The organism is Pseudobacillus sp. 179-B 2D1 NHS, from assembly GCF_045370945.1.
Lineage (GTDB): Bacteria > Bacillota > Bacilli > Bacillales > Domibacillaceae > Pseudobacillus.
The window spans coordinates 1-24821 of the sequence record NZ_JBIQDP010000042.1; the positions used below are offsets into that span (position 1 = coordinate 1).

General features: G+C 37.9%; 23 protein-coding genes, 1 tRNA gene and 2 pseudogenes. 22 read left to right on the top strand and 4 right to left on the bottom strand.

Annotated features, from left to right (window positions below; translation table 11 throughout):
* The 4 genes from ACH0BF_RS23750 to ACH0BF_RS23765 all read left to right on the top strand — a co-directional run bounded on the left by ACH0BF_RS23750 (window position 1) and on the right by ACH0BF_RS23765 (window position 4876).
* Window positions 1–68: transfer RNA gene (locus tag ACH0BF_RS23750), tRNA-Ile, on the top strand.
* A gap of 909 nt (window positions 69–977) precedes the next feature.
* Complete coding sequence (locus tag ACH0BF_RS23755) at window positions 978–2093, top strand: M20 metallopeptidase family protein (RefSeq protein ID WP_406910405.1); 1116 nt, start codon at window positions 978–980, stop codon at window positions 2091–2093.
* Between the two features lie 197 nt (window positions 2094–2290).
* Window positions 2291–3556 carry an MFS transporter gene (locus ACH0BF_RS23760; protein WP_406910406.1) on the top strand — a complete coding sequence of 422 codons (1266 nt, stop codon included), beginning with the start codon at window positions 2291–2293 and terminating at the stop codon, window positions 3554–3556.
* Window positions 3557–3631: 75 nt separating this feature from the next.
* Window positions 3632–4876 (top strand): M20 metallopeptidase family protein, encoded by a 1245-nt coding sequence (locus ACH0BF_RS23765; protein WP_340856794.1) that lies wholly within the window; start codon window positions 3632–3634, stop codon window positions 4874–4876.
* 377 nt (window positions 4877–5253) lie between these two features.
* On the opposite strand, the gene ACH0BF_RS23770 is transcribed toward ACH0BF_RS23765, so the two are convergent.
* Complete coding sequence (locus tag ACH0BF_RS23770; RefSeq protein WP_406910407.1) at window positions 5254–6894, bottom strand: sensor histidine kinase; 1641 nt, start codon at window positions 6892–6894, stop codon at window positions 5254–5256.
* Window positions 6891–7601, bottom strand: a complete 711-nt coding sequence (locus ACH0BF_RS23775) for a response regulator transcription factor (protein ID WP_340856792.1) — start codon at window positions 7599–7601, stop codon at window positions 6891–6893. The genes ACH0BF_RS23770 and ACH0BF_RS23775 overlap by 4 nt, the downstream gene beginning before the upstream one ends.
* A 105-nt stretch (window positions 7602–7706) precedes the next feature.
* On the opposite strand from ACH0BF_RS23775, the gene ACH0BF_RS23780 reads away from it, so the two are divergent.
* The 7 genes from ACH0BF_RS23780 (at window position 7707) to ACH0BF_RS23810 (ending at window position 12874) form a co-directional block, all read left to right on the top strand.
* Window positions 7707–8885, top strand: a complete 1179-nt coding sequence (locus tag ACH0BF_RS23780; RefSeq protein WP_406910408.1) for a DUF418 domain-containing protein — start codon at window positions 7707–7709, stop codon at window positions 8883–8885.
* Window positions 8882–9112, top strand: coding sequence for a hypothetical protein (locus ACH0BF_RS23785; protein WP_406910409.1), 231 nt, complete (start codon window positions 8882–8884; stop codon window positions 9110–9112). The genes ACH0BF_RS23780 and ACH0BF_RS23785 overlap by 4 nt, the downstream gene beginning before the upstream one ends.
* Window positions 9113–9379, top strand: coding sequence for a hypothetical protein (locus ACH0BF_RS23790; RefSeq protein WP_406910410.1), 267 nt, complete (start codon window positions 9113–9115; stop codon window positions 9377–9379). It abuts the gene before it with no gap.
* Between the two features lie 660 nt (window positions 9380–10039).
* On the top strand, window positions 10040–10933 hold the full coding sequence (locus tag ACH0BF_RS23795; protein WP_406910411.1) for a putative RNA methyltransferase: 894 nt from the start codon (window positions 10040–10042) through the stop codon (window positions 10931–10933).
* A gap of 109 nt (window positions 10934–11042) precedes the next feature.
* On the top strand, window positions 11043–11561 hold the full coding sequence (locus ACH0BF_RS23800; RefSeq protein ID WP_340856784.1) for a GrpB family protein: 519 nt from the start codon (window positions 11043–11045) through the stop codon (window positions 11559–11561).
* A 312-nt stretch (window positions 11562–11873) separates the two neighbouring features.
* Window positions 11874–12161, top strand: coding sequence for a PadR family transcriptional regulator (locus tag ACH0BF_RS23805; RefSeq protein ID WP_406910415.1), 288 nt, complete (start codon window positions 11874–11876; stop codon window positions 12159–12161).
* On the top strand, window positions 12158–12874 hold the full coding sequence (locus tag ACH0BF_RS23810) for a DUF2812 domain-containing protein (protein ID WP_406910412.1): 717 nt from the start codon (window positions 12158–12160) through the stop codon (window positions 12872–12874). Before ACH0BF_RS23805 ends, ACH0BF_RS23810 begins: the two co-directional genes overlap by 4 nt.
* 237 nt (window positions 12875–13111) lie before the next feature.
* Here ACH0BF_RS23810 and ACH0BF_RS23815 read toward each other — a convergent pair whose 3' ends face one another.
* The gene (locus ACH0BF_RS23815) at window positions 13112–14161 is read right to left on the bottom strand and encodes a DUF418 domain-containing protein (protein WP_406910413.1); all 1050 of its coding nucleotides are present in this window, start codon (window positions 14159–14161) and stop codon (window positions 13112–13114) included.
* A 496-nt stretch (window positions 14162–14657) separates the two neighbouring features.
* Between ACH0BF_RS23815 and ACH0BF_RS23820 the strand changes: the two are divergent.
* The 4 genes and pseudogenes from ACH0BF_RS23820 to ACH0BF_RS23835 all read left to right on the top strand — a co-directional run bounded on the left by ACH0BF_RS23820 (window position 14658) and on the right by ACH0BF_RS23835 (window position 15978).
* Window positions 14658–14974, top strand: a pseudogene (locus ACH0BF_RS23820) (DUF3231 family protein).
* Between the two features lie 35 nt (window positions 14975–15009).
* A complete protein-coding gene (locus tag ACH0BF_RS23825; RefSeq protein WP_340856779.1) occupies window positions 15010–15564 on the top strand; it encodes a recombinase family protein in 555 nt (184 codons plus the stop codon).
* Window positions 15561–15767: a hypothetical protein gene (locus ACH0BF_RS23830; protein ID WP_340856778.1), complete on the top strand. Its 207-nt coding sequence runs from the start codon at window positions 15561–15563 to the stop codon at window positions 15765–15767. Before ACH0BF_RS23825 ends, ACH0BF_RS23830 begins: the two co-directional genes overlap by 4 nt.
* 55 nt (window positions 15768–15822) lie before the next feature.
* Window positions 15823–15978 carry a hypothetical protein gene (locus ACH0BF_RS23835; RefSeq protein WP_340856777.1) on the top strand — a complete coding sequence of 52 codons (156 nt, stop codon included), beginning with the start codon at window positions 15823–15825 and terminating at the stop codon, window positions 15976–15978.
* A 665-nt stretch (window positions 15979–16643) separates the two neighbouring features.
* On the opposite strand, the gene ACH0BF_RS23840 is transcribed toward ACH0BF_RS23835, so the two are convergent.
* Window positions 16644–16847: a hypothetical protein gene (locus ACH0BF_RS23840; RefSeq protein WP_340856776.1), complete on the bottom strand. Its 204-nt coding sequence runs from the start codon at window positions 16845–16847 to the stop codon at window positions 16644–16646.
* A gap of 941 nt (window positions 16848–17788) precedes the next feature.
* On the opposite strand from ACH0BF_RS23840, the gene ACH0BF_RS23845 reads away from it, so the two are divergent.
* The 7 genes and pseudogenes from ACH0BF_RS23845 to ACH0BF_RS23875 form a co-directional block, all read left to right on the top strand.
* Window positions 17789–17983: a hypothetical protein gene (locus ACH0BF_RS23845; RefSeq protein WP_340856775.1), complete on the top strand. Its 195-nt coding sequence runs from the start codon at window positions 17789–17791 to the stop codon at window positions 17981–17983.
* 258 nt (window positions 17984–18241) lie between these two features.
* Entirely contained in the window at window positions 18242–19816 is a 1575-nt protein-coding gene (locus ACH0BF_RS23850) for a spore germination protein (RefSeq protein ID WP_340856774.1), read from the top strand.
* Window positions 19813–20904 (top strand): GerAB/ArcD/ProY family transporter, encoded by a 1092-nt coding sequence (locus ACH0BF_RS23855; RefSeq protein ID WP_406910414.1) that lies wholly within the window; start codon window positions 19813–19815, stop codon window positions 20902–20904. Before ACH0BF_RS23850 ends, ACH0BF_RS23855 begins: the two co-directional genes overlap by 4 nt.
* Window positions 20901–22139, top strand: coding sequence for a Ger(x)C family spore germination protein (locus tag ACH0BF_RS23860; RefSeq protein ID WP_340856772.1), 1239 nt, complete (start codon window positions 20901–20903; stop codon window positions 22137–22139). The genes ACH0BF_RS23855 and ACH0BF_RS23860 overlap by 4 nt, the downstream gene beginning before the upstream one ends.
* 130 nt (window positions 22140–22269) lie before the next feature.
* The gene (locus tag ACH0BF_RS23865; RefSeq protein WP_406910416.1) at window positions 22270–22494 is read left to right on the top strand and encodes a spore germination protein; all 225 of its coding nucleotides are present in this window, start codon (window positions 22270–22272) and stop codon (window positions 22492–22494) included.
* A 46-nt stretch (window positions 22495–22540) separates the two neighbouring features.
* Window positions 22541–23317 (top strand): GerAB/ArcD/ProY family transporter, encoded by a 777-nt coding sequence (locus ACH0BF_RS23870; RefSeq protein ID WP_340856936.1) that lies wholly within the window; start codon window positions 22541–22543, stop codon window positions 23315–23317.
* A gap of 935 nt (window positions 23318–24252) precedes the next feature.
* A pseudogene (locus ACH0BF_RS23875) lies at window positions 24253–24693 on the top strand (nucleoside recognition domain-containing protein); the annotation flags it as partial.
* Window positions 24694–24821 lie beyond the last annotated feature (128 nt).

Consider the following 24821-nt stretch of genomic DNA (forward strand, 5'->3'; position numbering starts at 1 on the left):
GTAGCTCAGCTGGTTAGAGCGCACGCCTGATAAGCGTGAGGTCGATGGTTCGAGTCCATTCAGGCCCACTTTGTTCCACAGTAGCTCAATGGAAGAGCAATAAATTTACACGTATAAGTTGACTGTTAGAGGTTCGAATCCTCTGGGATATGTAAATTATAAAAAGCACCTGGCCAGTTTTTGTAAAACTGGCCAGGTGCTTTTTTGTACATACTAGGGATTCCCTGAATGTAAAAGGTATCTAGTATCTTTTTAAGTGTGTAATCCCTTATAAGCCTTTTGGCCAACCATTCTTAAGCCTTCTCCTATGTTACAAAATTTTTATATTCATGCTAATAACAATCTGCTTCTGGAACAAGCCATTTAAAAGATCAAATAGTCGTTTATTTTACTCTTCGTCAGAATCACTAAAAAATTTTTTCGGAAAATAAAACACCCATTTCTTTTTTAATGCTTCAACGAACAATAAATATGCATCAAGATGTTTATATTCCATTCATTCTTCTCATTCTTCTTGAGCTTCTTCCTCATTGACCCCTCTCATCGTTATTGATAACAGTATATACAACGCATCTACTTTCTTTAATACACTCTTTGTAATATATTCGTTTCTCTTAATAAATTAAAAGGATCTTTAGTTCAATAAGCATGAACATGACCAAACTTAATACAAGGTTACAGGATAAAAAGGGGGAAAATTTTCACCTGATTAGTAAAAAAAATTACCCTTCTTTGTGGAGCTTTCTTTAATAGAGGGAGGATAAAGGTAACGGAATTTTGGCATAGGATTTGCATATAAGTATGAAAGACTCATGAATGAGGATAGTATTTTGAGTTTTGAAAGCGATTGCTCTCTACATAACGAAGGGGCTATCCAGTTGTCATGTATACGTTATCAGCTGACTGAGCAATGACTCTAATACTAACTACACATTGAATCTTTTTTAGAAAACGCTTAACTCAAGGAGATAGTCACAATGGAAAAGAGAAACTTAGAACTTGCTAAACAATTGCGTCGTGAATTGCATCAACATCCTGAACTTTCTAATGAAGAAGTATGGACAAAACAGCGTTTAATGGATTTTTTGAAAACGCATACGAGTCTTGAAATTGTAGATAAAGGCGATTGGTTCTATGCCACTTACCGGGCTGGAGTATATAAATCCAATATTGCTTTTCGTGCAGATTTTGATGCACTTCCAATGGATGAAGTGATCGATCTTCCATGGGCTTCTCAAATCCCGGGAAAAGCACATAAATGCGGACATGATGGACACTCAGCAACACTAGCAGGATTTGCACTTGAAATTGACCAAAATGGCGCAGACAAAAACGTCTTTTTTCTTTTCCAGCATGCAGAAGAAACAGGAGACGGCGCTGTTCAATGTGCTGCCTTTATCGAGGAGAACCATATTGAAGAAATTTTTGCTTACCACAATATGAGCGGTGTGCCCCTTAAATCCATCAATGTGATAGATGGTACCGCTCACTGTGCTTCCAAAGGCATGACCATCCAGATAGAAGGGGTGCCTGCCCATGCCAGCCAGCCCGAGGATGGGGTCAATCCGGCTTTTGCCATAGCGAAAGTTATCGATGCTATTCCTGGGTTTACTTCTCCAGAGAACAATAGAGGCTTAGTACTCTGCACGGTTGTCCAAGTGGATATAGGCAAAAGAGCTTTCGGAATGTCTGCGAGCAAAGGAGATTTACTTCTGACGATTCGTGCCCTGCATGAGGAAGAATTGGACAAGCTCCAGAAAAACCTTGAAGAACTTGCTTTAACGCAAGCAGAAAGGCATGGACTGAGAGTAAGCTTTTCCTATAATGATACTTTTCCGGAGACGGTAAATCACAAGGAGAGCTCTGATAAAATTCGTCAGGTAGCAAAATCGAAAGGAATGGAATTGGTGGAACTCAAAGAGGCTTTTCGTGCTTCGGATGATTTTGGCCACTATTTAAAGTTAACAAAGGGGGCATATTGCTTTATCGGAAACGGAGTAGATTATCCACAAGTTCATACCTATGAGTACGACTTCTATGATGACCTCATTGAAACAGGAGTTGAACTATTCAAGGGATTAGTTGAATTGTAGCTTCTACACAAATGGTTAGAGGGGGGTGAAAGATTACCCTGTCAGTTAATGAGAGGGACTATGTAATTTGTTGTGATGAGTCATTCTGTAACGATGAGAAGTGATCTTATTAATGCTATTCTCTATTTGGTGAAATGAGTGACACTAGAGGGGATTGGTAAGTCAATATAACAAAAGAAAACGGGGGATAGTGTGATATGAATGAAAAAGGCGGTATTTTTTACGGATGGTGGATATTAGTAGCAGGCTTCCTGATTATGACTTTTTTATATGCGCCTATTGCAAACTTAGTGTCACTTTTTACTAAGCCGGTTACAGAAGAGCTTGGTTTTGGCAGAGCTGAATTTACCATGTATTACACCGTAATGGCAACAACAGCCATGATCATCGCTCCAATCGCTGGCAGGTTAATGAAAAAGATGGACATTAGAGTATACATGACGATCTTTACCCTTCTGGGAGCAGGGGCGTATATAGGTTTTTCATTTGCAACTGAACTTATTCACTTTCTTTTATTTGCCGTACCAATGGGGATGGCTTTGACAGGAGCTGGAATGATTCCCGTCTCCGTTCTGATCACAAACTGGTTTAATGCAAAACGCGGCTTAAGCTTAGGGATTGCTTTGTCGGGAACAGGTTTCGGGAGTATGATTCTTAGTCCTTTAGTTACTTGGATCATCACAGCTCACGGATGGAGAACGGCTTATCTTGCGATTGGGATTTTAATACTGGTTGTACTCGTTCCATTGATTATATTTGTTATTAAATTAAGCCCGGCTGATAAGGGTCTACTGCCTCTAGGCGAAGAGGAGACTTCTAATGGTGCACCACAGAAAGAATTAGTAGGCGTCACTCAAAAGGAAGCATTCAAGTCGGTATCATTTTGGGCTCTTTGTGCAGGAATCCTTGTCGGGGGAATTGTTGTAAATAGTATGATTATCAATTTGGTCCCTTATTTAACAGATATAGGAACTCCAACCCAACAAGCTGCATTGCTACTATCATTAGCCTCAGCGATGGTCAGTGGGGCGAAACTTTTAGTCGGAAGATTATATGACAAGCTAGGATTAATCAAAACGTTAACTTTTATCGTTGCGTCAGATATTATCTGTTTTCTGTTTTTACTGAAGGCCAACTTATTAATTCCTGGTATTCTTTATACATTATTTTCAGCATTAGGTTCAACAGCTGTTACAGTAACACCTGCCTATCTTACAGGAGCGCTTTTTGGTGAGAAAGAATACAGTTCAAAATATGGAACAGTTGCTCTGTTTACTTCGTTGGGTGCAGCTGTAGCTCCGATAGCAGCAGGGTTGATTTATAATATTAATCATTCATACGGGCTGCTGATCAAGGTGTTAATTGCACTTGCGGTTGTAGAGTTTGTCTTATTCTTTATTGCCATTAAATCAAAACCAAAGTTTGATTTAAATTCAGATATTTCACAACAAGATGCACTGTAACTTCATTATAAAGAAAAAAGAATGTTCCTCCCATCTTTAAGGCAGGAATTTCAAGAGAAAGGAAGAATCAGCATAATGGCTAAGACTATTACAAATATGGGTAATTTTTTTGAAGAAGCAAAGAAGTATGAGGAACAAATCATTAAAGATCGCCGGTACTTACACCAGTACCCAGAGTTGGGCTTTGATCTTCCAAACACTCAAAAGTATATTCGTCAGCGATTAGATGAGATGGGGATTGAAAACAAGCCATGTGGTGTCGTGCCTGAGGAAATTACAAAAAAATATGAGAAGGCTGGATTTGGAGCACAGAAACATTGTACAGGTGTCGTAGCGACTATTGGAACAGGGGAACCGTGTATTCTTCTTCGTGCCGATATGGATGCACTGCCGCTTGAAGAAGAATATGAATCCGAATATAAATCAAAAAACCCTGGCAAAATGCATGCCTGTGGTCATGACTCACATGTTGCTATGTTATTAGGCGCTGCCCAAGTATTAAAGAATTATGAAGATCAACTGCAAGGAACTGTTAAATTAATGTTTCAACCGGGTGAAGAGTGGGGCTATGGCTCCAAGTTAATGATTGATGATGGATTGCTGCAAAATCCTACAGTAGATGCAGCGTTTGGTATTCATATTATGCCTGACCAAGAAGCCGGTACATTATCTGTTCACAAAGGGACACTTACTCAAGCCATGGATACTTATATTGTTGAAATCCAAGGAAATGGAGGACATAGTTCACAACCACATAAAACCACTGATGCGAATATGATCATGAACCAATTATATACAAGCTTAAATTTATTATATACGCGCGAAGTAGACCCACGTGCTCATGTGACATTCTCTATCGGAGCAATGAGCGGTGGTGCGGTGACCAATATTATCCCTGATAAAGCCGTGTTACAAGGAAATATGCGCAGCTTTGACCAAGAATCAAGAGACCATATGTGCAAGCGAATCCCAGAAATGATTGATCATACAGTGAAAGCATGGCGCGGCGAATATAATATTGTGGACTTCCATACACCAACGACCCATAATGATGAAGACTTTATTGATGAAATCATGCCCGCACTTGAAGATATTATGGGAAAAGAAAATATTACTGACCTTGGAGCATTAGGCGGATCAGAGGATTTCTCTCATATCTCTCAAGCAGTTCCTTCTGCTTTTGTTGTTTTAGGCACGGGCAAAGAGGGAGAGCCGCCTGTTCACAATCCTCGCATGCATCAGAATGAAGATATTTTCAAATACGGGGCAGCCCTGCATGTCCATGTTGCAATGGAGTGGCTAAAAGCTCAACGTAAATAATAAGATATATGTATAGTCAGTTGTTCGATGATCAAATAAAGGTTATTTGTATTCTATAAATAGAAGACTAGCTCATAAATCAACCAAGAAGCATTAAATATAGGCTTCTTGGTTGATTTATTTTCTGAGTTTTAATGAAAACAGGTTACTTTTTCAAACTAAAAGACTTCCTGCTTGTGTTTATTCTCGAAAAACCTTTTGCTTTAGGAATGTACTATTGGGGAAGTTGAGAAGATTGCAAAGGGAATCAATAAATTAGATAACAAGGAAATCTTAAAAAGAGGAGGAGTTGGCGCAACGGTTGTATTGTAACTTAAGAAGGATTTACGAGAAGATTCCGAAGAGGAACCTTCTCGTGTTTTGATGTTTTTTAAAAGTTATTCATTTGGTTGGTTCGACAGCTGAATGGTGAAAGTCGTTCCGTTAGCGTTGGATTGCACATCAATTGTCCCCCCATGCAAATCAATTAATTGTTTTGTGATGGCAAGCCCTAAACCTGTTCCTTCTGCGGCGTCGGTCGTATTGGTTTCCCTGTAGTATCTTGTAAACAAATTGTCGAGTTTCGCCTGCGGAATACCTGGCCCTTTGTCGGAAATCGTTATTGTCGTACTACGGTTTGTACAAGTCGCACTTAACTGAATTGCTTGATCTTCAGGCGTGTATTTTATGGCATTGGAAAGCAGATTATCCATGATTCGCTTTAACGCTAATTTATCGGCATAAACATCACAGCCATGCTCTACCGTTATGTCAATACGCGTATCCTGAAACTGTTCAAGCCAATCGGATAATAAAATTCGTTCTTTGTTTAAATGGACCGCATTATTTTTTAGCTGATACGTATAGGTTAAGTCTTTAATCAATGCGTCCATATAGCTCGCTTTTTCTTGCATCGTCTTGGCGAATTGCTGGATTTCTTCTTTGGACCAATGGTAATCTTCTGAAGCAAGCATAGTCGAATAGCCGTAAATAGAGCTAAGCGGTGTTTTTAAATCGTGTGAAAGTCCTGTAATCCATTCTTCTCTTAATTGTTCTGTATGTTGAAGCTGTCTTTCGTTATAGGCAAGCCGCTCTGATAAATGATTCAATGATGTATCTACTGGCTCAAACAAGCGGTATTTCCTTTTCATTTTTCCAGTTTTCTTATGATAAATAATTTTATCCTTTAAAGGCTCGTATTTAAATTGTGCGAGTCTCTCAATACGGGACATAATATACACAATCGGCCGGATGAATTGCCGAGAAATGCTTAAAGAAAACAAAAGAACACCAATAATTAACAAAATATGTCCGCCAATAAAAACGCTTACTAATAAAATCATGGCTTTGTTAAATGGACCATAAAAAGGTTTATAAGATGGATTATCAAGCCGCACTGCTACAGTATAGTCCCCAACCTGCTTACTTTGCGTTAGCTCTTTTAATTCGAAAATATCATAATTTTCGTCAAGCAAGTCAGCTCTTGTTAATGCTTTTTTAGAAGCACCCCACGTTAAAGTTCTCTGCCACTTTTTATCATAAACATCCACCATCGCACCTGCCTCTTTTAAAATCGCTTTTGCTTCTGCAGTTAACGGTTTTGATGGCTGCCATATTGCTAGTAATTTTTGCAGTATTTCATCCGCCGGCAAATCTGCAATAAATAAAAATGTATAGCCGTCTGCTACCCATTTTTGCATGCCCTGCAGCTCTAAATTCAATAATTGTTCATTTGTAAGATCGCAAATTTGACATACGTTACCTGTGTAATCCAAAATCGTTAGATCTTGATCCAATAAATAAAATTGTCCTAAGTTTTCTTCAGCCGCTTTTTCTAATGATTTAGGAAGCTGTTCATCCTCAACAATCCCTTCAAATTCATAGGTTGTTTTCATATGCACATTGTCGCCGATTTTATCGTATATAAAGTAGATAAAAAGACCAAAGCTAAAAAAAATGCTCATAACAAACAGTAAATAAAACACAACAAAATAGCCGCTAAATTTTAAAGTCAGTTTGCTTGAAGGCTTTAATTTCATTTTATTATCTCACCTTGAAGCTTATATCCAATGCCACGGACAGTAACAATGCATTGAGGCTTCCCGGGGTTTTTTTCAATTTTTTCTCGTAGTTTTCGAATATGAACCATAATGGTATTGTCATCATAAAATGTATCGCCCCACACCCGTTCATAAATTTGTTCTTTCGATAACACGAGTCCCTCATTTTCGCATAAATATTTCAACAAATGATACAGTCGACCGCTGATCATCTCAGTCTGTCCATTTACCGTTAATTCGGCAGCAGATCTGTCAAATGTAAAGAAATCGCATGTATAGATAGTATTTGTTCCAGCCCTATCAGTCTCTTTTTGCTTCATATATCTCATCAGCTGAACTTTAATTCGTGCAACTAGCTCTAGAGGGTTAAATGGCTTTGTAATATAATCATCTGCCCCGCTCATAAAGCCAATTAGCTTATCTGCATCACTTGTTTTTGCTGTTAAGAAAAATATCGGTGCATCACTCACGCGCCGAATTTCCTCAGCTACTTCTAGTCCGCTCCCATCTGGTAGCATAATATCGAGTAAATAAAAATCATATGTATTTGTTTGAAGCGTATCTTGAATAGTTTGTACGGTTTTGAAATGCTCAATATTTGTAAATCCCTCTTTTTTAAGTATAATTTCAATCATTTGGGCAATGGCGGTTTCATCTTCTAGCACCGCAATTTTTGCTTCTGGCATCCTTCCACCTGCTTTTAAGATTACTTTAAGGTAGACATTAAGTTTTGGTAAGATTTTCAGTCTACATTATACATATAAGGATAACGATTAAGGAGAGGTTCTGCAATGTCATCAAAGCGTGTGAAGAGCATTGATAGTTTACGTGGATTTAGTTTATTAGGTATTTTGCTAGCAAACCTGCTGATTTTTCAATACGGCATGATAGGGAAAGATCATGTGACTGGTTTGTCCTGGATTGATAAAGGTGCCTATTATATAACAAAAGTTTTAATCGAGAGCTCGTTTATGCCCATATTTACTTTACTGTTCGGTTATTCATTAATTAAGCTTATCGAATCGATACGAAATAAAGGACGCAAAAGCCGATGGGTAATCGTAAGACGGGCCATCGGTTTAATATTGCTAGGACTTTTACATGCTACTTATTTATGGGAAGGGGATATTTTATTATTCTACGGTCTGACGATGTTTTTCCTATTCATTTTTATTAATAGAAAGGCCAAAACATTAATGATTTGGAGCGGTGTGTTTTTCATTTTGAGCACAGCCCTTATGTATGGGCCGCTAAACGATTTAACGGAGAAAGAGCAAACCAAATACGATGCTTACGTGGAACAGGAACACAAGGTTTATGAAAACGGCAGTTATTTGGAAGTTTATGATTTTCGTAATAACGCTATTCCACCGTATTATGATGATCCAATCGAACTGCTATTTGTTCTCTTGCTTTCGCCATTTGTCTATGCGCCGCTGTTTTTAGCAGGAATGGCTTTTGCCAAAATGAATGTATTTGAAAATATACGGGCGGAACAAAAGTTATACAAATATGGATCATATCTTGTGCCACTCGCTATCGTATGCAAAATAATGGGCCAATTTACTAGTAACTGGGAAGGGGTTTTAGGAAATGCTGGCGGGCAATTGTTAGCGTTAGGATATGTGTTTTTATTTATGCGTGTATTAACAAGCGGCAAATTTGCTAAGTTCATATATGCATTTGAGCAGGTAGGAAAGCTTTCATTGACCAATTATTTAGTACAGAGCGTTATTTGTACGACCATTTTTTATGGCTATGGATTCGGGATGTTCGGAAAAATGGGCGTATTCGCTGCAATGATCATGGGGATCATAATTTACGCCCTTCAATGTGTGATAAGCATTCAATATTTTAAAAAATGGAAGCGTGGCCCGGTCGAAATGCTCCTGCGTATGTGGACAAATTTCTCATTGAGCGGACGCCTGAAGGAAAAGAAAGGGATGGTTCAAAGAGGAGAAGCCTCATGAAAGTATTTCAATACGTCATCTATTTAGCTCTTATCTTATTTTTTGGATACAGAATCATTGAAATGCTGCCGCAACTTCTTCATCTTCCATTCGGTTGGGATGCAGGACATATGCTTATTAGGATTTTGCTCCTTTTTGTTTTCTTGAACAAATTAATCAAATTATGGGCAAAGCGCAATGTTCAAACAGCAGAGCCTTTACACTACGACAAGGGAGATAAGATATAAATGAATGATTGGTATCGATTGTGTATAATCCTGCTTGTATTTGCCGTTCAACATTTGTTATCCACTCGGGATAAGCCGTATTGGGGGCTTATTTTGCCGCTCTTATATTTAGTCACATTAACATTTTTACACACATTAGGAATGGTTGAATGGTCAATGGCAAAATTAATTTTATTCGTTATGATTGGTGAACTGTTTTTGTTTGGATATTGGATTAGCGGAAGAAAGGCTTTATATAATCGAAGATTAAATGAATTGAAACAATAAATTATTAAATCGAATCCAACCTCGTCGTGACAAGCAGAAAAAAGGGTAGATCACATAAAGCTTAATTCTATAACGTGACAACAACTGCCCTGACGGCAGTGTTACCAAAAGAGGAGTGTTACAGCACTTCTCTTTTTTTATATCTAAACTACGCCATATAATCAAACTTCATTTTTAAGTTATAATTTGTTTAAAGCCAACAAGCTCATGTTGGCTTTTTTGATGCTTGTCCAACCGGTGAGACCGCCTGGAAGGGCTTTTATCTAAGAAGAATTGATTCTTTTTTACTAAAACGAGTTTGTTAAAAAAGATATAGAGGAAAAAGGGAGCAATTGTCGTTCGAAACACGGTGTTTAAATGATCAAACTTTGTGATAAAACTGTGGCCTTGAAATAAAGCTTAATTATTTATCAAAAAGTCTGATCGTTTATGAAAAAGCTTTGCAAGTACGACAAAGACTCGTTATTATTTATCTGTAGGTTTAATCCTATCTATGTAAAAAAGGAGTTAGTTTCATGATTATTCAATTCATTCGTTATAGATAAAAATGGGTATAGACTATTTTCAAATCCAACTCATGTTTTTTTTGAAAATATGATGAGGGTTTATTTGTCTATGCCTTTTTCATTTATCTAAAAACGAATGAATGAGGTGACTTCTTTGTTACAGGAGAATAAAAGAATAAAGAGTGCGAAATATGTGAGCCATTTTGAAGGCATTTTTGCCTGCCCAATTTGTAATTCATCTATGAAGGTTATGGAGTTTAAAAGTTTAGTTTGCTCAAATCATCATACGTTCGATTTTGCCAAGCAAGGATATGTAAACTTGATGACTCACTCAGTAAATACCAAGTATAGCAAAGGTCTTTTTGAAGCACGAAGAAAACTTATTACCGAAGGTGCATTTTATAAACCGCTCATCCATGAAATTGCAAAAATGATAGATGAACACGCTGATAAGACAGAAGAAATACTATCTATACTTGATACAGGCTGTGGCGAGGGTTCACATCTTGCTGATATTTGCGATATTGTTAGGTCTGGCTTTTTCAAAAGCGTAGCAGGAGTAGGCATAGATATTTCTAAAGAAGGCATCATGGCAGCTTCTAAGTGCTACTCTAATAAGATTTGGGCTGTGGCTGACCTTGCTAACACACCATTTAAAAACAAACAGTTCGATGTTATTCTGAATATCTTATCTCCGTCAAATTATGCCGAATTTAATAGATTGTTGACATCAGGTGGCTTACTAATTAAGATTGTGCCTCAAAGCGGTTACTTAAAAGAGTTAAGAGAACATCTTTTTCATCATCCTGAAAAACAAAATTACTCTAATTCAGAGACTGTAAAGAGATTTAATGAGAGGTTTCAATTTGTAGAAAGTTCAAGATTGAGCTATACCATAAACCTTAATAAATTCTCACTTGAATGGTTGGTTCACATGACTCCGCTAACTTGGTCAACAACAGAAGAGCAGGTAAAATCTTTTTTTAATGAGGATTCCACTCAAATAACTGTTGATGTGGACATATTAATCGGTAAACATGCCATATAGAAAAAACAAATAGTCTTTTTTTCAACTAACAGGCGCTTTAGTGGAGTAAGGGGCTTTAAAATAACAGGTATTCGGATTGTTTGTGTGAAAAAGCAAGGGGGTGCGTTTAATGAATATAAAAGTTGTAGGTTATAATCAAAATTGGAACAATGAGTATAAAAAAGAAGAACGGTCTATTAAGACTTTTCTTCAAAAAGAACTGTTGAATAGTTTCCATATTGGCAGTACATCCGTTCCAGGTCTAAAAGCAAAACCTATCATCGATATTCTACTTGTCGTCAAAGACATCAGTAAATTAGATACTTACTCTGAACAATTTGAAAGCATTGGCTATGAAGTCATGGGTGAGTTCGGAATAGAAGGAAGAAGATACTTTCGTAAAGGCAGGGATAATCGGACTCATCACATTCATGCTTTTCAGTATGACAATGTACAAGAAATTGAAAGACACCTGTCGTTTAGAGATTATCTTCGCCAACATCCAGAAATAAGTAAAGAATATGGAGAATTAAAAAGTAAATTAGCTGAAAAATATCCCACTGACATTGATGGCTATTGTGATGGTAAAGACAATTTTGTCAAAAAAATAGAAAAGAAAGCCCTTGAATGGCATTGGTCAATCCGTTAATACTAAGAATTTTTTAGAGATAATAAAGTTATTTAAAAATCCTTGTTTCACTAATGGAACAGTTTAGTTGTAGAAGAACAATGAACAAGAACATCATTTACTTTTAGATTTAGTGAAGAGCCCGGCATAAGGGTTCTTTTTTTACTGTATAAGAAAGGTATCATAAATTAATGTATCATTTTATGATATAACTCTAGACATATATATCACATCATGATATATTGTTTACAGATAGATATATCGTTTTATGATATATCCTAAGGTGATATAGAGGGTGATAGATTGAATAAATCGGAGCAATTAACAGACTCAATGTTTTACATTATGGCTGCTTTAACGAAACCAAGGCACGGTTATGCAATTATGAGCTTAATTGAAGAAACAACAAAAGGTGCCATTACGATAGGTCCTGCTTCAATGTACACGATTATTAAAAAGTTATTAAAACAAGAGTGGATTTATTTGTATGATGGTTCGGATTCAAGGCGTAAAACCTATCTGCTTACTGAAAAGGGCAGAGACGTATTAGAAGAAGATGTGAAGCTAAGAAAACAGATGATTCAATTAGCGGAAGCTGGGTTGAAGGAGGTTGAAGAATGAGACAAACAAAGTATATTACGTCAGGTGGATTAGCTTTTTCTGAAGATAAGGACATGGAAAAATTGCGCCGATTTTCTTTGAAGGGATGGCATGTCAGTGACTTTAAGTTTATGGGGTATACGCTTGAAAAAGGAGAAAGCTCAGATTATATCTACAGTGTAGATTATCGTTCATTAAAAGAGGATGAAGAAGAGGAATACTTTGACTTTTTTTCATCCTGTGGATGGTCGCATATTGCCTCAGAAGGAGATATTCATTTATTTCGAGCACATCCTGGTACAAAGCCGATTTATAGTGACCGTGATACATCAATTGAAAAGTATGAAAATTTAATTAGTTCCATGAAGCCCCTAGCAATTCCGTTAGTTTTAATAACAGTACTCACATGGGTTGGAGCGATGATAAGCTCTGGCACCTTAGAATCAGTACTTCGTGTAATAGCTATTGTTTTAACTGTGTTTGCCATTCCGACAGCATGGACTGTAACTGCAACCTACAACAACAAATGGAAGGCAAAAGAAAAAAAAGGACTCGTTCATCTATCGAAAGCGATACCTATCCTTCTCTTCTTAGTGGCTGTTATTATTTTGTTATTTGTCGATGGCAGTCCCATTCAACTTATAGCGTCTATGATCATTGGAGCAATCGCACTTCCAACTGCTATTTGGGTCATCATGTCTCTTTATCATAAAATGGGGGAGAAGAAAGCTTAGTATAGGAGTCAAATAATAAAGTCTTTAGACATGATGAGCTATCAAGTGCGTTAGTTCAATAGGAAGCAAATAACTTTATTATCTGTACACAATTAACTCGTCATGGCTGTCGTCTATTTTTATTATTTTGACCATTATACTTTCAATCAGTTTAAAAGGCAGACAAAATGCGCTGATATTTGCGCATCTCGTCTGCCTTATTATTGTTTAATTGAATACAAGACATTCATAGCGTCATTACTTCCTCATGGCTGCTGTATTTCTGCCATATGTCATAAATCGCCATACTTTTTCTAATGGCCCCATCTTAAAGAATTTAAACCAAATGACGCTATAAATGATTTGAATCGTAAAAATAATGATGGAAATAATGACAATGTTTATCGGCGAAACCACTTCAAGATCCATGAGTGAAATGATGGCCAGCCCGATAAAGCTTTGTGCCCAATAATTTGTAAACGCCACCTGGCCAACCTTGGCAATCGGCTGCAGAAGTTTTGCCATGCGTTTATTTTCTAGGATGACAAACATGCTCGATAAGTATAAATAGGTTGTCGGTATTGTACCTAAAGCAATGATTTCTTGAATATGTTGATCGTTACCTTGTGATGCGAACCAGATCCAAATAGAGAAACCGATAAACAGTGGAAAGGTAACGATTTGGAGCCATCTTATCTGAACGGACAAATCACTTATTTTTCTAATCCAATTCGCTTTAGCTGCTAAAAATCCAGATAAAAACATAATGAAAATAGTAATCGCATCATTCCCAAGAAAGGTAAAAATCTTTGAGAACATCCCCATGTTTGGAGCAAAGACCACCAATAATAGCGATAAGATGTGCACTGTAATCAATCCGCCAAGCCACTTGCTAATTGTTGACACCTTTGCCCGATAAAAAGGGATCAGAAGGAAGCCGATAACGGCATAGGGTACTAGAATAGAACCCCAAAAAAATAAAAAATGAATAATACCGATTAACAACAGAGCGAATAAACGTCTGGCAAAGCGCCAGCGTGGCTTATCCCCACGACTTTTAGCACGCGAGGCAAAAATATAAAACCCCACACCAAATAGAAAAGAAAAAATGGAGAAGAATTTTTTCTCTACAAGAATATCGGTTAATACAGCAACGATTCCGTTCATACCGTTATAATCTGGAATCACCGTGTCATCAGTAAGGATTTTAAAGGCCCCTACATTAATTAACAAAATCCCAAATAAAGCAAAACCACGGATAATATCTAAGGAAATGATTCTTTCCTTTTGTGTAATGGATGGATTCATACTCTACTACTCCCTTTTAAAAGTTATCTTTGTAAAGCGAGTATAACGCCCCAACCTTACACGAATTTAATGTAAACCTTACATTAACCTTAAAACATTAAGTACCATAAAGCCGCAAGTGGAGTTAGTATAGTTTTGTGCTCAAATTATTGACTCAAATCCAGCTCGTATCTTTTAAAACAAAATTCAATAACTTTATTGTTGTGAATTTAAAATAAAATTTGATAATGGATAATAAAAAAGATTGATAATTTAAAACAAAGTTTGGTAATCCCTGTTATAAGGGTTTTGTTTTTGAGCTACGAAGACATTCGCTATTTACCCATAAATATAAAAAAGGTTAATCTCACTTATGATTCCTTTTCGCATTCTATATGTTGTTTTAGGGGCTCGTATATATTTTCCAATAAAGGACACATTATTTTCTGATGTACACAATATTGGAGGTTGTACAATGAAAAGCAATCATAATCAAATGAGATTAACATCTACTGAAATGGGAAAACTTTGGGCAACTTATACAGGGAATACGATGGCCAAATGTGTTCTTAGTTACTTTCTTCAGCATATCGATGATAAAGATATCAAAAAAGTCGTAAAAAAGCCCTAAATCTATATGAGACGCTTATAGAAAATATTAAAGATATATTTATCCAAGAAAATTTTCCTGTGCCAATTGGGTTTACGGATGAAGATGTGAACTTAGGTGCTCCAAGGTTATTTTCAGATGAATTTTATCTTCATTACTTAAAAGAATTGACACTTATCTTCAGGTCCAGTAATATCAAAGTATGGCGGTGTGTCAAAACTTAGTGCCATAAATGAAGTCGAAAAGGGGCTGCTACATAATGAAATATGGGTATGCCAGAGTGAGTACAATTAGACAGGATCTTGAATTACAGATGCAAGCTTTAGAGAAAGAAGGCTGTGACAAGATCTTTTCTGAGAAGTTCACTGGGACGAAAGCAGATCGTCCGCAATTTCGAGAGTTATTAACTTTATTGGAGAAAGGAGATACTCTTGTCGTAACCAAATTGGATCGTTTCGCCAGGTCTACTGTTGACGCAATTCAGACTGTAAGAGAACTATTTGAAAAAGGTGTGAAGGTCCACATTTTGAATATGGGGTTGGTTGAAGATACACCGACTGGTCGCCTGGTATTTAACGTTATGAGTGCTTTTGCTGAATTTGAACGGGATATGATTGTAGAGCGTACGCAAGAGGGAAAAGCAATTGCTAAACAGCGTGAAGGCTTTAGAGAAGGCAGACCCAAGAAGTACAGCAAAAAACAATTAGAACATGCTTTAGATTTATTGAAACTTCACTCTTATAAAGAGGTTGAAGAGATAACGGGCATTTCCAAGAGTACATTAATACGGGCTAAAAAGAAGGTGACACAATGACACTAGAGGAATATAACCAGCGTTATGAAACAATCATTCAGGGAAATTTTTCAGATGAACAAAAAGATGAAATGCTGGCTTCTCTAATGACTGAGATGGAACAAGCATTTGATATACCCATCTTAAGGGATGAAGCATGGGAAGCTGCAAATAAAGATGTAGTTGCCTTATATCGAAAGGTTACTATGAGCAGGAAATTGTAAGATTTCTGCTTTCTCATACAAAAAATAAGGGGATAAACTATAGGGGGAAATGAATATGTCAGAGGAAATAGTGATATACCAGGGGAAATCTTATTCGGTCATACATAAATATAATTCAGGTTATTGGGAAATTAAGAGTATAGATAATCCTAACTTCGTTGAGTTGGTGAAGGAAGCGGATGTATCTAAAAAGACGTTAGATGAAGAATAAAGGATTTTATATACATGGATTTTTATACATGTACTTCATCTGAAAAAACTGTATTTTCAGGGCCAATTCCAGCCCTTTTCATCGTTTTAAGGCTATTACGCTTTAAAAGAATAGCGTCTAAGATACTGCGTATTCTCAACGAACTGTGCATTAAGTATTTTCTTTTTTCACGAACAATGTCATTATCTTTACTGATAATTTCCACGATTACTTATTTATGTACTTCTGATAAAATTAGTTGATTTTACTTTTCTTATTTGGAAGTAACATGACTGGTTTTACAGAACTATCAACGACTACTTTATTAGCTCAACTAACGTATAGTCCTTTATATATCATCACAGTAATAATTGCTCTTGGAGTGCTTATTTTCTTAAGACATAAAAAAGGCTACTTAATGTTCTTTTATAAATGTTGGGCTGTGATTGACATTGTCATTTATCTTCTAGCTATTTATTTTTATTTGTTGAAACTGAATTGATTCACAGTTTTATGTCTACTATTCATCATTCCCGGCTGTAATAACTAAGGTAAAAAATTACTGTCTAAGAAAACGAAAATCCGGATGAGAGTTTTTGTCGTAAATAAAAATAGTGAACAGAAAACCAACAAAGAAAAGAAGCATATATTTGAACATTTTCAGGAGCACAATAAGCCCTTTAGATCTAATATTTTTCGTTTTCTCCTTGTTTGTTTAGTAATTCTTTGTCTTTATCCAAATATGTAGCTAAATGCTGGGACAACAAACCATTCCCAAAAGAAAGAAGCATACTTTTCCAAGCTTCTGACACAGGCAGATAGACATTTGGATAAAACATGATATGTAAACTTATTAGTCCTCCGTACAAAATAAAAATCACGGAATCCATAATCAACATCCATTTGATCATTTTTTGAAGAATGTATTTTACCTCCTTCTGTAGCAAAAACGTTACGTAACTAGCATGTCCTTTATTTGGATTAGTTACTACAATTCGGCGCAAAAAAGGAAATTTTTTGGGTTTTTTGGGATAAAACGAGGAAAAGTAAGGACAATAAATGAACATAACATAAAAGAAACAACGCAATTACAACCTAACTTTATAAAGCACAATCGCTACTATTTCATGGAAGACATACGCTAAGAGCCTGTTCGGAAGGTATTAATTTAGTCAACATCTTATAATGAGAGAATTATAAGAAATTCCTCTATTTGTTACTCAGCGATCGCATAGAAGAGAACTTTTTTGAGGAATGAATATTTTTATTAAGGTATTTATCGAAAAAGAAATCATATCCTACATTGCTTCCTCGGCATCTATACCTGTTGCTATAAGTAAAAATCTTCTTTGAAATGTCAGAAGAACGATACCAATTAAAAGCTGGCAACGTTTGATTGCATAATAATTCCCGAAAATTTGAAATAGCTCCAGCAGAGTGGTTATTATACAGAAATCTCTGTGAAAAAGTGATTTAACTAGATATAGATTGAATAAGTTTTATGAGAATGAAACAACGAGAAAACTAAGCCATAGAAGTTGAAAGAAATATTGTTTTTTTGGAAACCTAAGGTATGTTTTCGCTTACACTATGGTTCTTAAGCAGGCTTTGAAGTTTTAGATGCTATAGGTAGCAATAAGTAGCAGACTTGAGCCTGCTTTTCATTTTTAGAGTAAATGGGTTTACCGATTATTGGGTTATTGGCAGTACGATTAAAAGGCACGGCAGGTCTTTTTTGATTTTTCCTTGATTGAGAATTTAACCTCTTGTTGAAGTAATGAATAAAAATACATATATTATATATACAACAATTTGGATTTGGGGGAATCTTTTGTCTTTATACGATCAGCTGCCAGACGATCTTTTAGCTGGATTTTTTGTGAAAATCAACAAGAATATAAAAAAGAAGATTCTTTCAGAGGCGATGTATCTTGAGATCGCCCTCATTAAGGCAGCAGCTGAAAAACGGGGGCTTTCAGAACTGGATCTCCGAAGGGTTTATGTGAAACAGGTTCACTTTAAATAAAAAAATTGTAGACAAAACCCCTAAGTTTAGGGGCCTTTTTATTTGGAAAATTCCTTTCAATAATTTTAAGAGGAAAGGGAAAAACACTATGAGAATCACTAAGGCATTAAAAATTCGAATAAACAGTCTTTGTAAAGAAAAGGTTTGACGCTCATGCCTTCTGTTTATGTCCTTTCAATTTTTTGAATATGATGTATTTATTTTACCTGCTATGTCTATATTGACCATTATAGTCCATTTGGGTTGGAGGTCTTGATCGTGAGCCGTTTCAAAAAAAGACTTATTAAAATACAGGGTGAACCTCAAGCAAGAGATAAAGAACAAAAGAAGCCGATTCAAGATAAAAAGGGAAGTTTTTTTGAAGCACTCGCACTCAACACAGAGCGGTTTGAAGAATTGTTTCAATATCCCGCCAATGACGCCTTAAAGTTCAGAGAGATGCATATTCCGTCGATTAACCGTAAAGCGATGGTGTTGTTTGTCGCCGGAGCTGCTAACACAGATCAAATCAATGGACATGTTATCAAACCCTTGCTTGAGTCGTCGCTAAACATGAACTTGGGAAACAATCTTATTAATGAAATAAAGAATAATATTCTCACAATCGCAAGCGGAAAGAAAATCGCGACCTTTGATGAAGCAGTGAAACTATTGCTAAATGGCAATACGGTCATTTTAGTTGACGGCGAGAAGGAGGCCATTGTGGTAGACACCACCGGTTTTGAAAAGCGTTCCGTTTCCGAACCAACCAGTGAGATCGTCCTCCGAGGGCCGAAAAGCGCATTTGTGGAAGCAGCCGACGTCAACCGCTCGCTTATTCGCAGGCAGCTGAAGGATCACCGGCTTGTTTCCGAGACGGTAACGGTGGGCAGACAATCTCCTCAGGAAGTATCCATTTTATATCTTGATAACATTGTAGACAAGGCACTGGTGAAAAACATTAAAGACCGGCTCGCTCAGGTTGACAGGGATGCTGTTTTGACACTTTCTACATTGGAGGAACTGATTGAGGAAAGGCCTTATTCCTTATTCCCGTCCACCATGACAACGGAGCGCCCGGACCGGGCAAGTTCTTTTTTATTGGAGGGGCATGTTGTGTTACTGATGGATAATTCGCCCGATGCCCTAATCGCCCCCATCACATTTTGGTCACTTTTTCATACAGCTGAAGATCAATTTCTGAGGTGGGCATATGGAAACTTCGCCAGAATTATACGCCTGATTGCCTTATTTCTTGCATTGCTCATGCCAGCCATTTATCTAGCTATCACCACCTTTCATCCGGAAATGCTTCCGACGGACCTTCTGCTTGCCATCGCTGGGACAAGGGAACGGGTCCCATTTCCGACGCTGTGGGAGATGCTTTTGATGGAAGTCACCTTTGAAATATTGAGAGAGGCGGGCATCCGGGTGCCAAATCCGCTTGGGACAACGATCGGCATTGTGGGGGCTTTGATCCTCGGTCAGGCGGCCGTTCAGGCGAACCTGATCAGCCCTTTGCTGGTGGTCGTAATTGCCATCACGGGCCTTTCATCTTTTGCCATTCCTGATGTCGGCCTGAGTGTCATGCTACGCATACTGCGTTTTGGCTTTTTGATGGCCGCCCACTTTTTAGGGTTTGTCGGCATTGCTTTGGGATTTGCGGCATTGCTGGCCTATGCCACTTCTATAAAATCATTTGGCGTGCCCTTTTTTGCACCGCTTTCACCACATGAGCCGTCCTCTCACGATCTTTTTTTACGGCCGATTCTTAGAAGACAGTGGCTCCGCCCCTTGTCCATGAAGCCACAGGAGAAATTGAGGGCTAAATCCAGGGGAGGAAACCGTTCATGATACAGGTGTCGGACGAGAAGATTGGGACAAGGGAGTTTTATGCCATCCTGTATATCATGATGGCCATCAGGATCACCGATTCCACGCCTAATCTGCTTTTGGATAAAGGTATTAATGCTGCTTGGATGATGCCTATTATTTCTGCCGCTTTCTTACTTGGCCCGTTACTGTTGTTGTTGCGGCTGCTTAAAAAACATAACGCTGGTCTGCTGGAAATCCTTTTTGAACTGACAGGAACATTTTTTGGCCGTTTGATCACATTTGCCATGTTTTTGGCTGTTTTTTCATCAACTGCCATCAACAGCCGCAATTATGCGGATATACTCATTTCGATGTATTATCCGAACACCTCTGTCTTTTTTATATTAGTCGTCTTGGTTTTGACTGTATCTTTTTACATTGCTCACAGGGGGCTGGAGGCGATTGGCCAGGCGTCCTGGTTGATCGTACCCGTTTTTATGGTGACATCCTTGCTTCTCGTTGTGGCTATGATAAAAAAAATGAATTATCTTTTTATCTTTCCGATTGCCGGGTCCGGAGCCATGCAGTTGGTTAAAGGTGGTGCGGAATACAGCGCTTTTTTTGGGGACATTATTCTCGTTGGCGTCCTGTTTTCCCATGTAAGGACATTTGATGCTTATCAGAAAGCGGCTTTATGGGGATTTGGAGTATCCACTGTAAAAATGGCGCTTTATTTGGCTGTATATGTCATGATGTTTGATTATCCCGCCGTGCAGGATATAGCGTTTCCATATCATCATCTGACCAGGATGGCTATGATCGGGTCACTTGCCAATCACGTGGAAGTCATCTTTTTGGCCCTATGGTTTTTAGGGGCCGCTATCCATTTTGCTATTTACTTATATCTTTCTGCTCTCCTGCTCGGCAAGGTGATGAATTTCAAACCGTTTAATCGCCTCCTTTTTCCTTTAGCGGGATTGGCTGTTCTGCTGGGAGTGATGATGGAGAATACTTTTCAGGGATTTCAAGTCAGGGGACTTTTGCTTAAATCTAGTTCCAGCCTTTTCCTCCTCCTTCCAGTGGTTTTATGGGGAGTAGACTTGTTCAGAGGGAGGATAAAGAAATGAAATCCATTTGGTTGATGATGTTAGTCCTTTTTTTCACTTTTTTTCTGGCGGGATGCGGGGACCGTCAAGAGTTGGAAAGACAAGCTTTTGTGGTCGCCATCGGATTGGATAAAGGGGAAAAGGATCACCTGGTGGATGTCACATTCCAGATTGTCAACTCCCAGGTGAATACATCCCAGGTTGCAGAAGCTCAGAAGGAACCGCCATCGGATATTGTCACTGTCGCAGCACCTGATCTGCTATCTGCCAAAGAACTGGTACAGACCTCCCACTCCAGACAAATTACGTTCAGCCATTTGCAGACCGTTATTGTGGGAGAAAAGCTGGCAAGGGAGGATTTGTTTCGGCACATGATCGGATCGGCCATCATTGATCCAGAGATGAGGAGGGAGGCTCTGCTGATTATCTCAAAGGAAGAGGCAAGGAAGTTTATCCATGCGAACAAGCCGACGATGGAAACGCGCCCTCACAAATATTATGAGTTTATGGAAAACAGATGGAGGCATACAGGCTACGTTCCGCTATCCAATCTAAATGTCCTTTTTCAACGGAATAAGGAGGAGTTGTTTTTAGGGGTTTACGCAACAGCTGAAAGAGATGAGGAGGAAAAGACGGACGAAGATGCCTATTTGGCGGGAGACGTGCCACAAAAGTCAGGAGACCCTGTCCAAATGATCGGGTCAGCCGTCTTCCAGGACCGTATAATGATTGGAACATTGAACGGAGAGGAAACGAGAATTTCACTGCTGTTGCGAAGAAAAAACCTTACAAAGTCAATGATTGCTTCTTTTCCAGATCCCGTAAATGAGGACTACCGGATATCAGTTCGCCTTATGCAAAACGGGAATACAAAAATCAAAGTAAACACCAACCAAAAGCCGCCTAAAATCCATGCAGAAGTACCGATAAAACTACAAATCCTGTCTAATCCCGGTCTTGTGGATTATACCGTTCATGAAAAGAGGCAAGACGCCCTGAAAAGAAGCGTTAAAAAAGAGATGGAACAAGCGTCGGGATCTTTAATTAAAAAAATGCAAAACAAATTTAAAGGAGAGCCATTCGTGTGGTATGCAGAAGCCAGAAAAAACTTTTGGACCATGAAACAATTTGAAGAATACAAATGGGAAAAGCAGTTCCAACATGCCAAGGTCGATGTCCAATACCATGTCACGATTGAAAACTTCGGGGAACAAATACGTCCGCCTACCATAGAGAATCGTGAAAAAGATGACTGACGTGAGGTATCTACCTGGAGCCTCTATCCGATCTTGCGTCCGTCCGATTGAGGCTTTTATACCGTTGTTTTTGGATAGAATTAAATATACTTATTTATAATAAGGCATCAGAATTCGATTAGGGGCCGCTATAACTGAAGCAACCTTGGTATCTAATAGTATGATGATTACTATAGCTGCCGCATCTACTTCCAATTTTGCCATCCTCATCAATGGGATGAATGTGGTTATCCAGGTGATGAAGTATGCTCAATTAGTCATAGCGACTGTCGCTGAGATAGGCGGGCTGGCTTTGGGCTTTGTCATTTTAATGATGTATTTAACCCACATAAAACTTTACGGCGAGCCGCATTGAAAACTGTTTGTGCAAAGAAAAGAAAAGAGAAGGAAAGGATTTGGCCATGAACCGTTATTATTATTATTTGCTGGCAGTGAACATGTTCACTCATATGGTTACATCTGTTCCAATTGTTTTATACCAGGCCCGTAAAGAGGGGGCCATCGTCTCCATGATTTTCGCTCTCCTCATAGGAACAGTGATCATATACTGGCAGACACATATATTTACCCGTTTTCCCGAAAAAGGGTATCCGGAATTGCTGAAAGAATATATGTCCAAATGGATTGCCTTTCCATTGCTCGTCCTTACAGCCATCGTCTGGTTCATAGCGGGGCTCATTACTCTTATTACATATTCTGATCTCTTGAAAAGATTTTTGACGCCCGAAATGCCGGTTATCGGCATTCTCGTACTCCTATTACTGTTTGTCTCATTTGGCATATTGATGAATTCCAAAAGTGTGCTGTATACGATCGAAATTGTGCTTCTTCTAAGCATTCCCTTTACAATTTTTATTTTTACCAAAATGTATTTCGATGAAGGCATGAATTGGGATTTTGTGAAGGAGGCAATGACATACGTTGTGAGCATGCCAGATTACTCGTCATTTTCCGCAGCCATTTATGTTATTCTCGGACCGGCTAATTTGATTGTGTTTAACCGTGTGTTTGCCAGAAAACAAAAAATAAATTGGAAGTATGCAATTGTGATAGGGCTAACTGGCGCTTTGGCCTTATTTACTTCGTACTTCATCCCCATTGGCTTTCAAGGTTTCATGAACATGGATGTGCTTGTTCACCCCTGGCTTGTTACCGCCGATTCGATCCGGATGAAGTAGGGATTCATCGAGCGTGTATTATTTCTGTTCGTTATATTGAATCTGGCTATTTCTTTTTTGAGCATTCTCATTCATTGGCACGTGGCAACAGAACTCTTAAAAAGCATAATTCGGTTTAAAAATCTGGAGTGGAAAGGCTATAATCTGACCCCGTGGATATTTGTAGCCTCTTTTGGGATTGGCAGTCTTGTCATCGTCCCTCGTTTAACGGAATATGAAGTGCATCTATACACAAGATATGCACTGAACTTCGTATTTCCGGCTATAATTGTGATTTTGATGAGCCTTTTGTGGGTAAGAAGGAGGGCACGGTTGTGACTGAAAAATTTCATTTGCATTAATCTATATTGTCTTGCAAAAATACAACTTTTCTTTTCAATTTCTTTCCGGACTCCTTGCTTCACAGTTTGTGTCTACTATTTATCACTTTGATTTACAAGAATTGCACTGCATAAAATCCCGCTTTTTTATTCAGCCACCAGGCTGATTTGAGGGCTGGAAACCTTGTTAAATCAACAATGTAAAATCATGTATATAGAAGAAGGAGAAATATAAAGAAAACCCCTTGTCGGATAAGGGGGTTCTTCGTGCGAGAGCTTCCTTTTTTTGTGATTATGTCAACTAAGTTTGTATATGGTATTCATGTGTTTAGGATTTTAATGAATTAGTAAGCAGGTTAGTGTAAAAGAGAACAGGGAGACAGTAGCGTTACTGACACCAACTACATTTCTCTTTTAATAGAGTTTGCCTTGCGGTCTACAACAAGAACCCTGTGATTACCCCAATAAGGTTGAAAATAAAAACCACAGTTTATGTTTTAGTGAATTAGTGGTACGCTATTACGTTCTAATTGAAATTCTACTAAAATATAGTTTTTATAAGATAACTATCTCTAATTATGAATTACAAGTAGAAACCTTTGAGGAGGAAAGGTATTGCTCTATTCCAAACTTAAAACAATTTTTATTGCTTTAATTATAACTACTTTAACTGTCTCAATTATTTCCTTCCCGAAAGAATCTGTGAATGCTTTTGTAAGGGGTCTTGAAATGTGGTGGGGAATTGTGTTTCCAGCACTTTTCCCTTTTTTTGTTATGACCGAACTACTTATAACCTTTGGAGTAGTTAGATTTTTAGGAGTATTATTAGAACCTTTAATGAGACCTTTTTTTAAAGTTCCAGGGGAAGGCGGATTTATATGGATAATGGGGATGGTCTCCGGTTTTCCTATGGGTGCAAAATTGACTGCAAGACTAAGAAAGGAAGGACGATTAACACGAGTTGAAGCAGAAAGATTAATTTCATTTACAAATTCACCAAATCCTCTTTTTATTTTTGGAGCAGTAGCCGCATCTTTTTTTAATAATGTGGAGTTAGTATAGTTTCATGGACACAGTTTAATTAAGTCCTTACAATTATTTTGAGAAGATGTGTCCGAATTGGAACGTAAGCCTACAGGCAAAAAATATAATGATGACTTTAAGAAAACGATTGTGGATTTATA

Coding starts and splice junctions, on each gene's coding strand:
- ACH0BF_RS23755 (WP_406910405.1), top strand. CDS start 978: ATGGAAAAGAGAAACTTAGAACTTGCTAAACAATTGCGTCGTGAATTG.
- ACH0BF_RS23760 (WP_406910406.1), top strand. CDS start 2,291: ATGAATGAAAAAGGCGGTATTTTTTACGGATGGTGGATATTAGTAGCA.
- ACH0BF_RS23765 (WP_340856794.1), top strand. CDS start 3,632: ATGGCTAAGACTATTACAAATATGGGTAATTTTTTTGAAGAAGCAAAG.
- ACH0BF_RS23770 (WP_406910407.1), bottom strand. CDS start 6,894: ATGAAATTAAAGCCTTCAAGCAAACTGACTTTAAAATTTAGCGGCTAT.
- ACH0BF_RS23775 (WP_340856792.1), bottom strand. CDS start 7,601: ATGCCAGAAGCAAAAATTGCGGTGCTAGAAGATGAAACCGCCATTGCC.
- ACH0BF_RS23780 (WP_406910408.1), top strand. CDS start 7,707: ATGTCATCAAAGCGTGTGAAGAGCATTGATAGTTTACGTGGATTTAGT.
- ACH0BF_RS23785 (WP_406910409.1), top strand. CDS start 8,882: ATGAAAGTATTTCAATACGTCATCTATTTAGCTCTTATCTTATTTTTT.
- ACH0BF_RS23790 (WP_406910410.1), top strand. CDS start 9,113: ATGAATGATTGGTATCGATTGTGTATAATCCTGCTTGTATTTGCCGTT.
- ACH0BF_RS23800 (WP_340856784.1), top strand. CDS start 11,043: ATGAATATAAAAGTTGTAGGTTATAATCAAAATTGGAACAATGAGTAT.
- ACH0BF_RS23805 (WP_406910415.1), top strand. CDS start 11,874: ATGTTTTACATTATGGCTGCTTTAACGAAACCAAGGCACGGTTATGCA.
- ACH0BF_RS23810 (WP_406910412.1), top strand. CDS start 12,158: ATGAGACAAACAAAGTATATTACGTCAGGTGGATTAGCTTTTTCTGAA.
- ACH0BF_RS23815 (WP_406910413.1), bottom strand. CDS start 14,161: ATGAATCCATCCATTACACAAAAGGAAAGAATCATTTCCTTAGATATT.
- ACH0BF_RS23825 (WP_340856779.1), top strand. CDS start 15,010: ATGAAATATGGGTATGCCAGAGTGAGTACAATTAGACAGGATCTTGAA.
- ACH0BF_RS23830 (WP_340856778.1), top strand. CDS start 15,561: ATGACACTAGAGGAATATAACCAGCGTTATGAAACAATCATTCAGGGA.
- ACH0BF_RS23835 (WP_340856777.1), top strand. CDS start 15,823: ATGTCAGAGGAAATAGTGATATACCAGGGGAAATCTTATTCGGTCATA.
- ACH0BF_RS23840 (WP_340856776.1), bottom strand. CDS start 16,847: ATGGATTCCGTGATTTTTATTTTGTACGGAGGACTAATAAGTTTACAT.
- ACH0BF_RS23855 (WP_406910414.1), top strand. CDS start 19,813: ATGATACAGGTGTCGGACGAGAAGATTGGGACAAGGGAGTTTTATGCC.
- ACH0BF_RS23860 (WP_340856772.1), top strand. CDS start 20,901: ATGAAATCCATTTGGTTGATGATGTTAGTCCTTTTTTTCACTTTTTTT.
- ACH0BF_RS23870 (WP_340856936.1), top strand. CDS start 22,541: ATGAACCGTTATTATTATTATTTGCTGGCAGTGAACATGTTCACTCAT.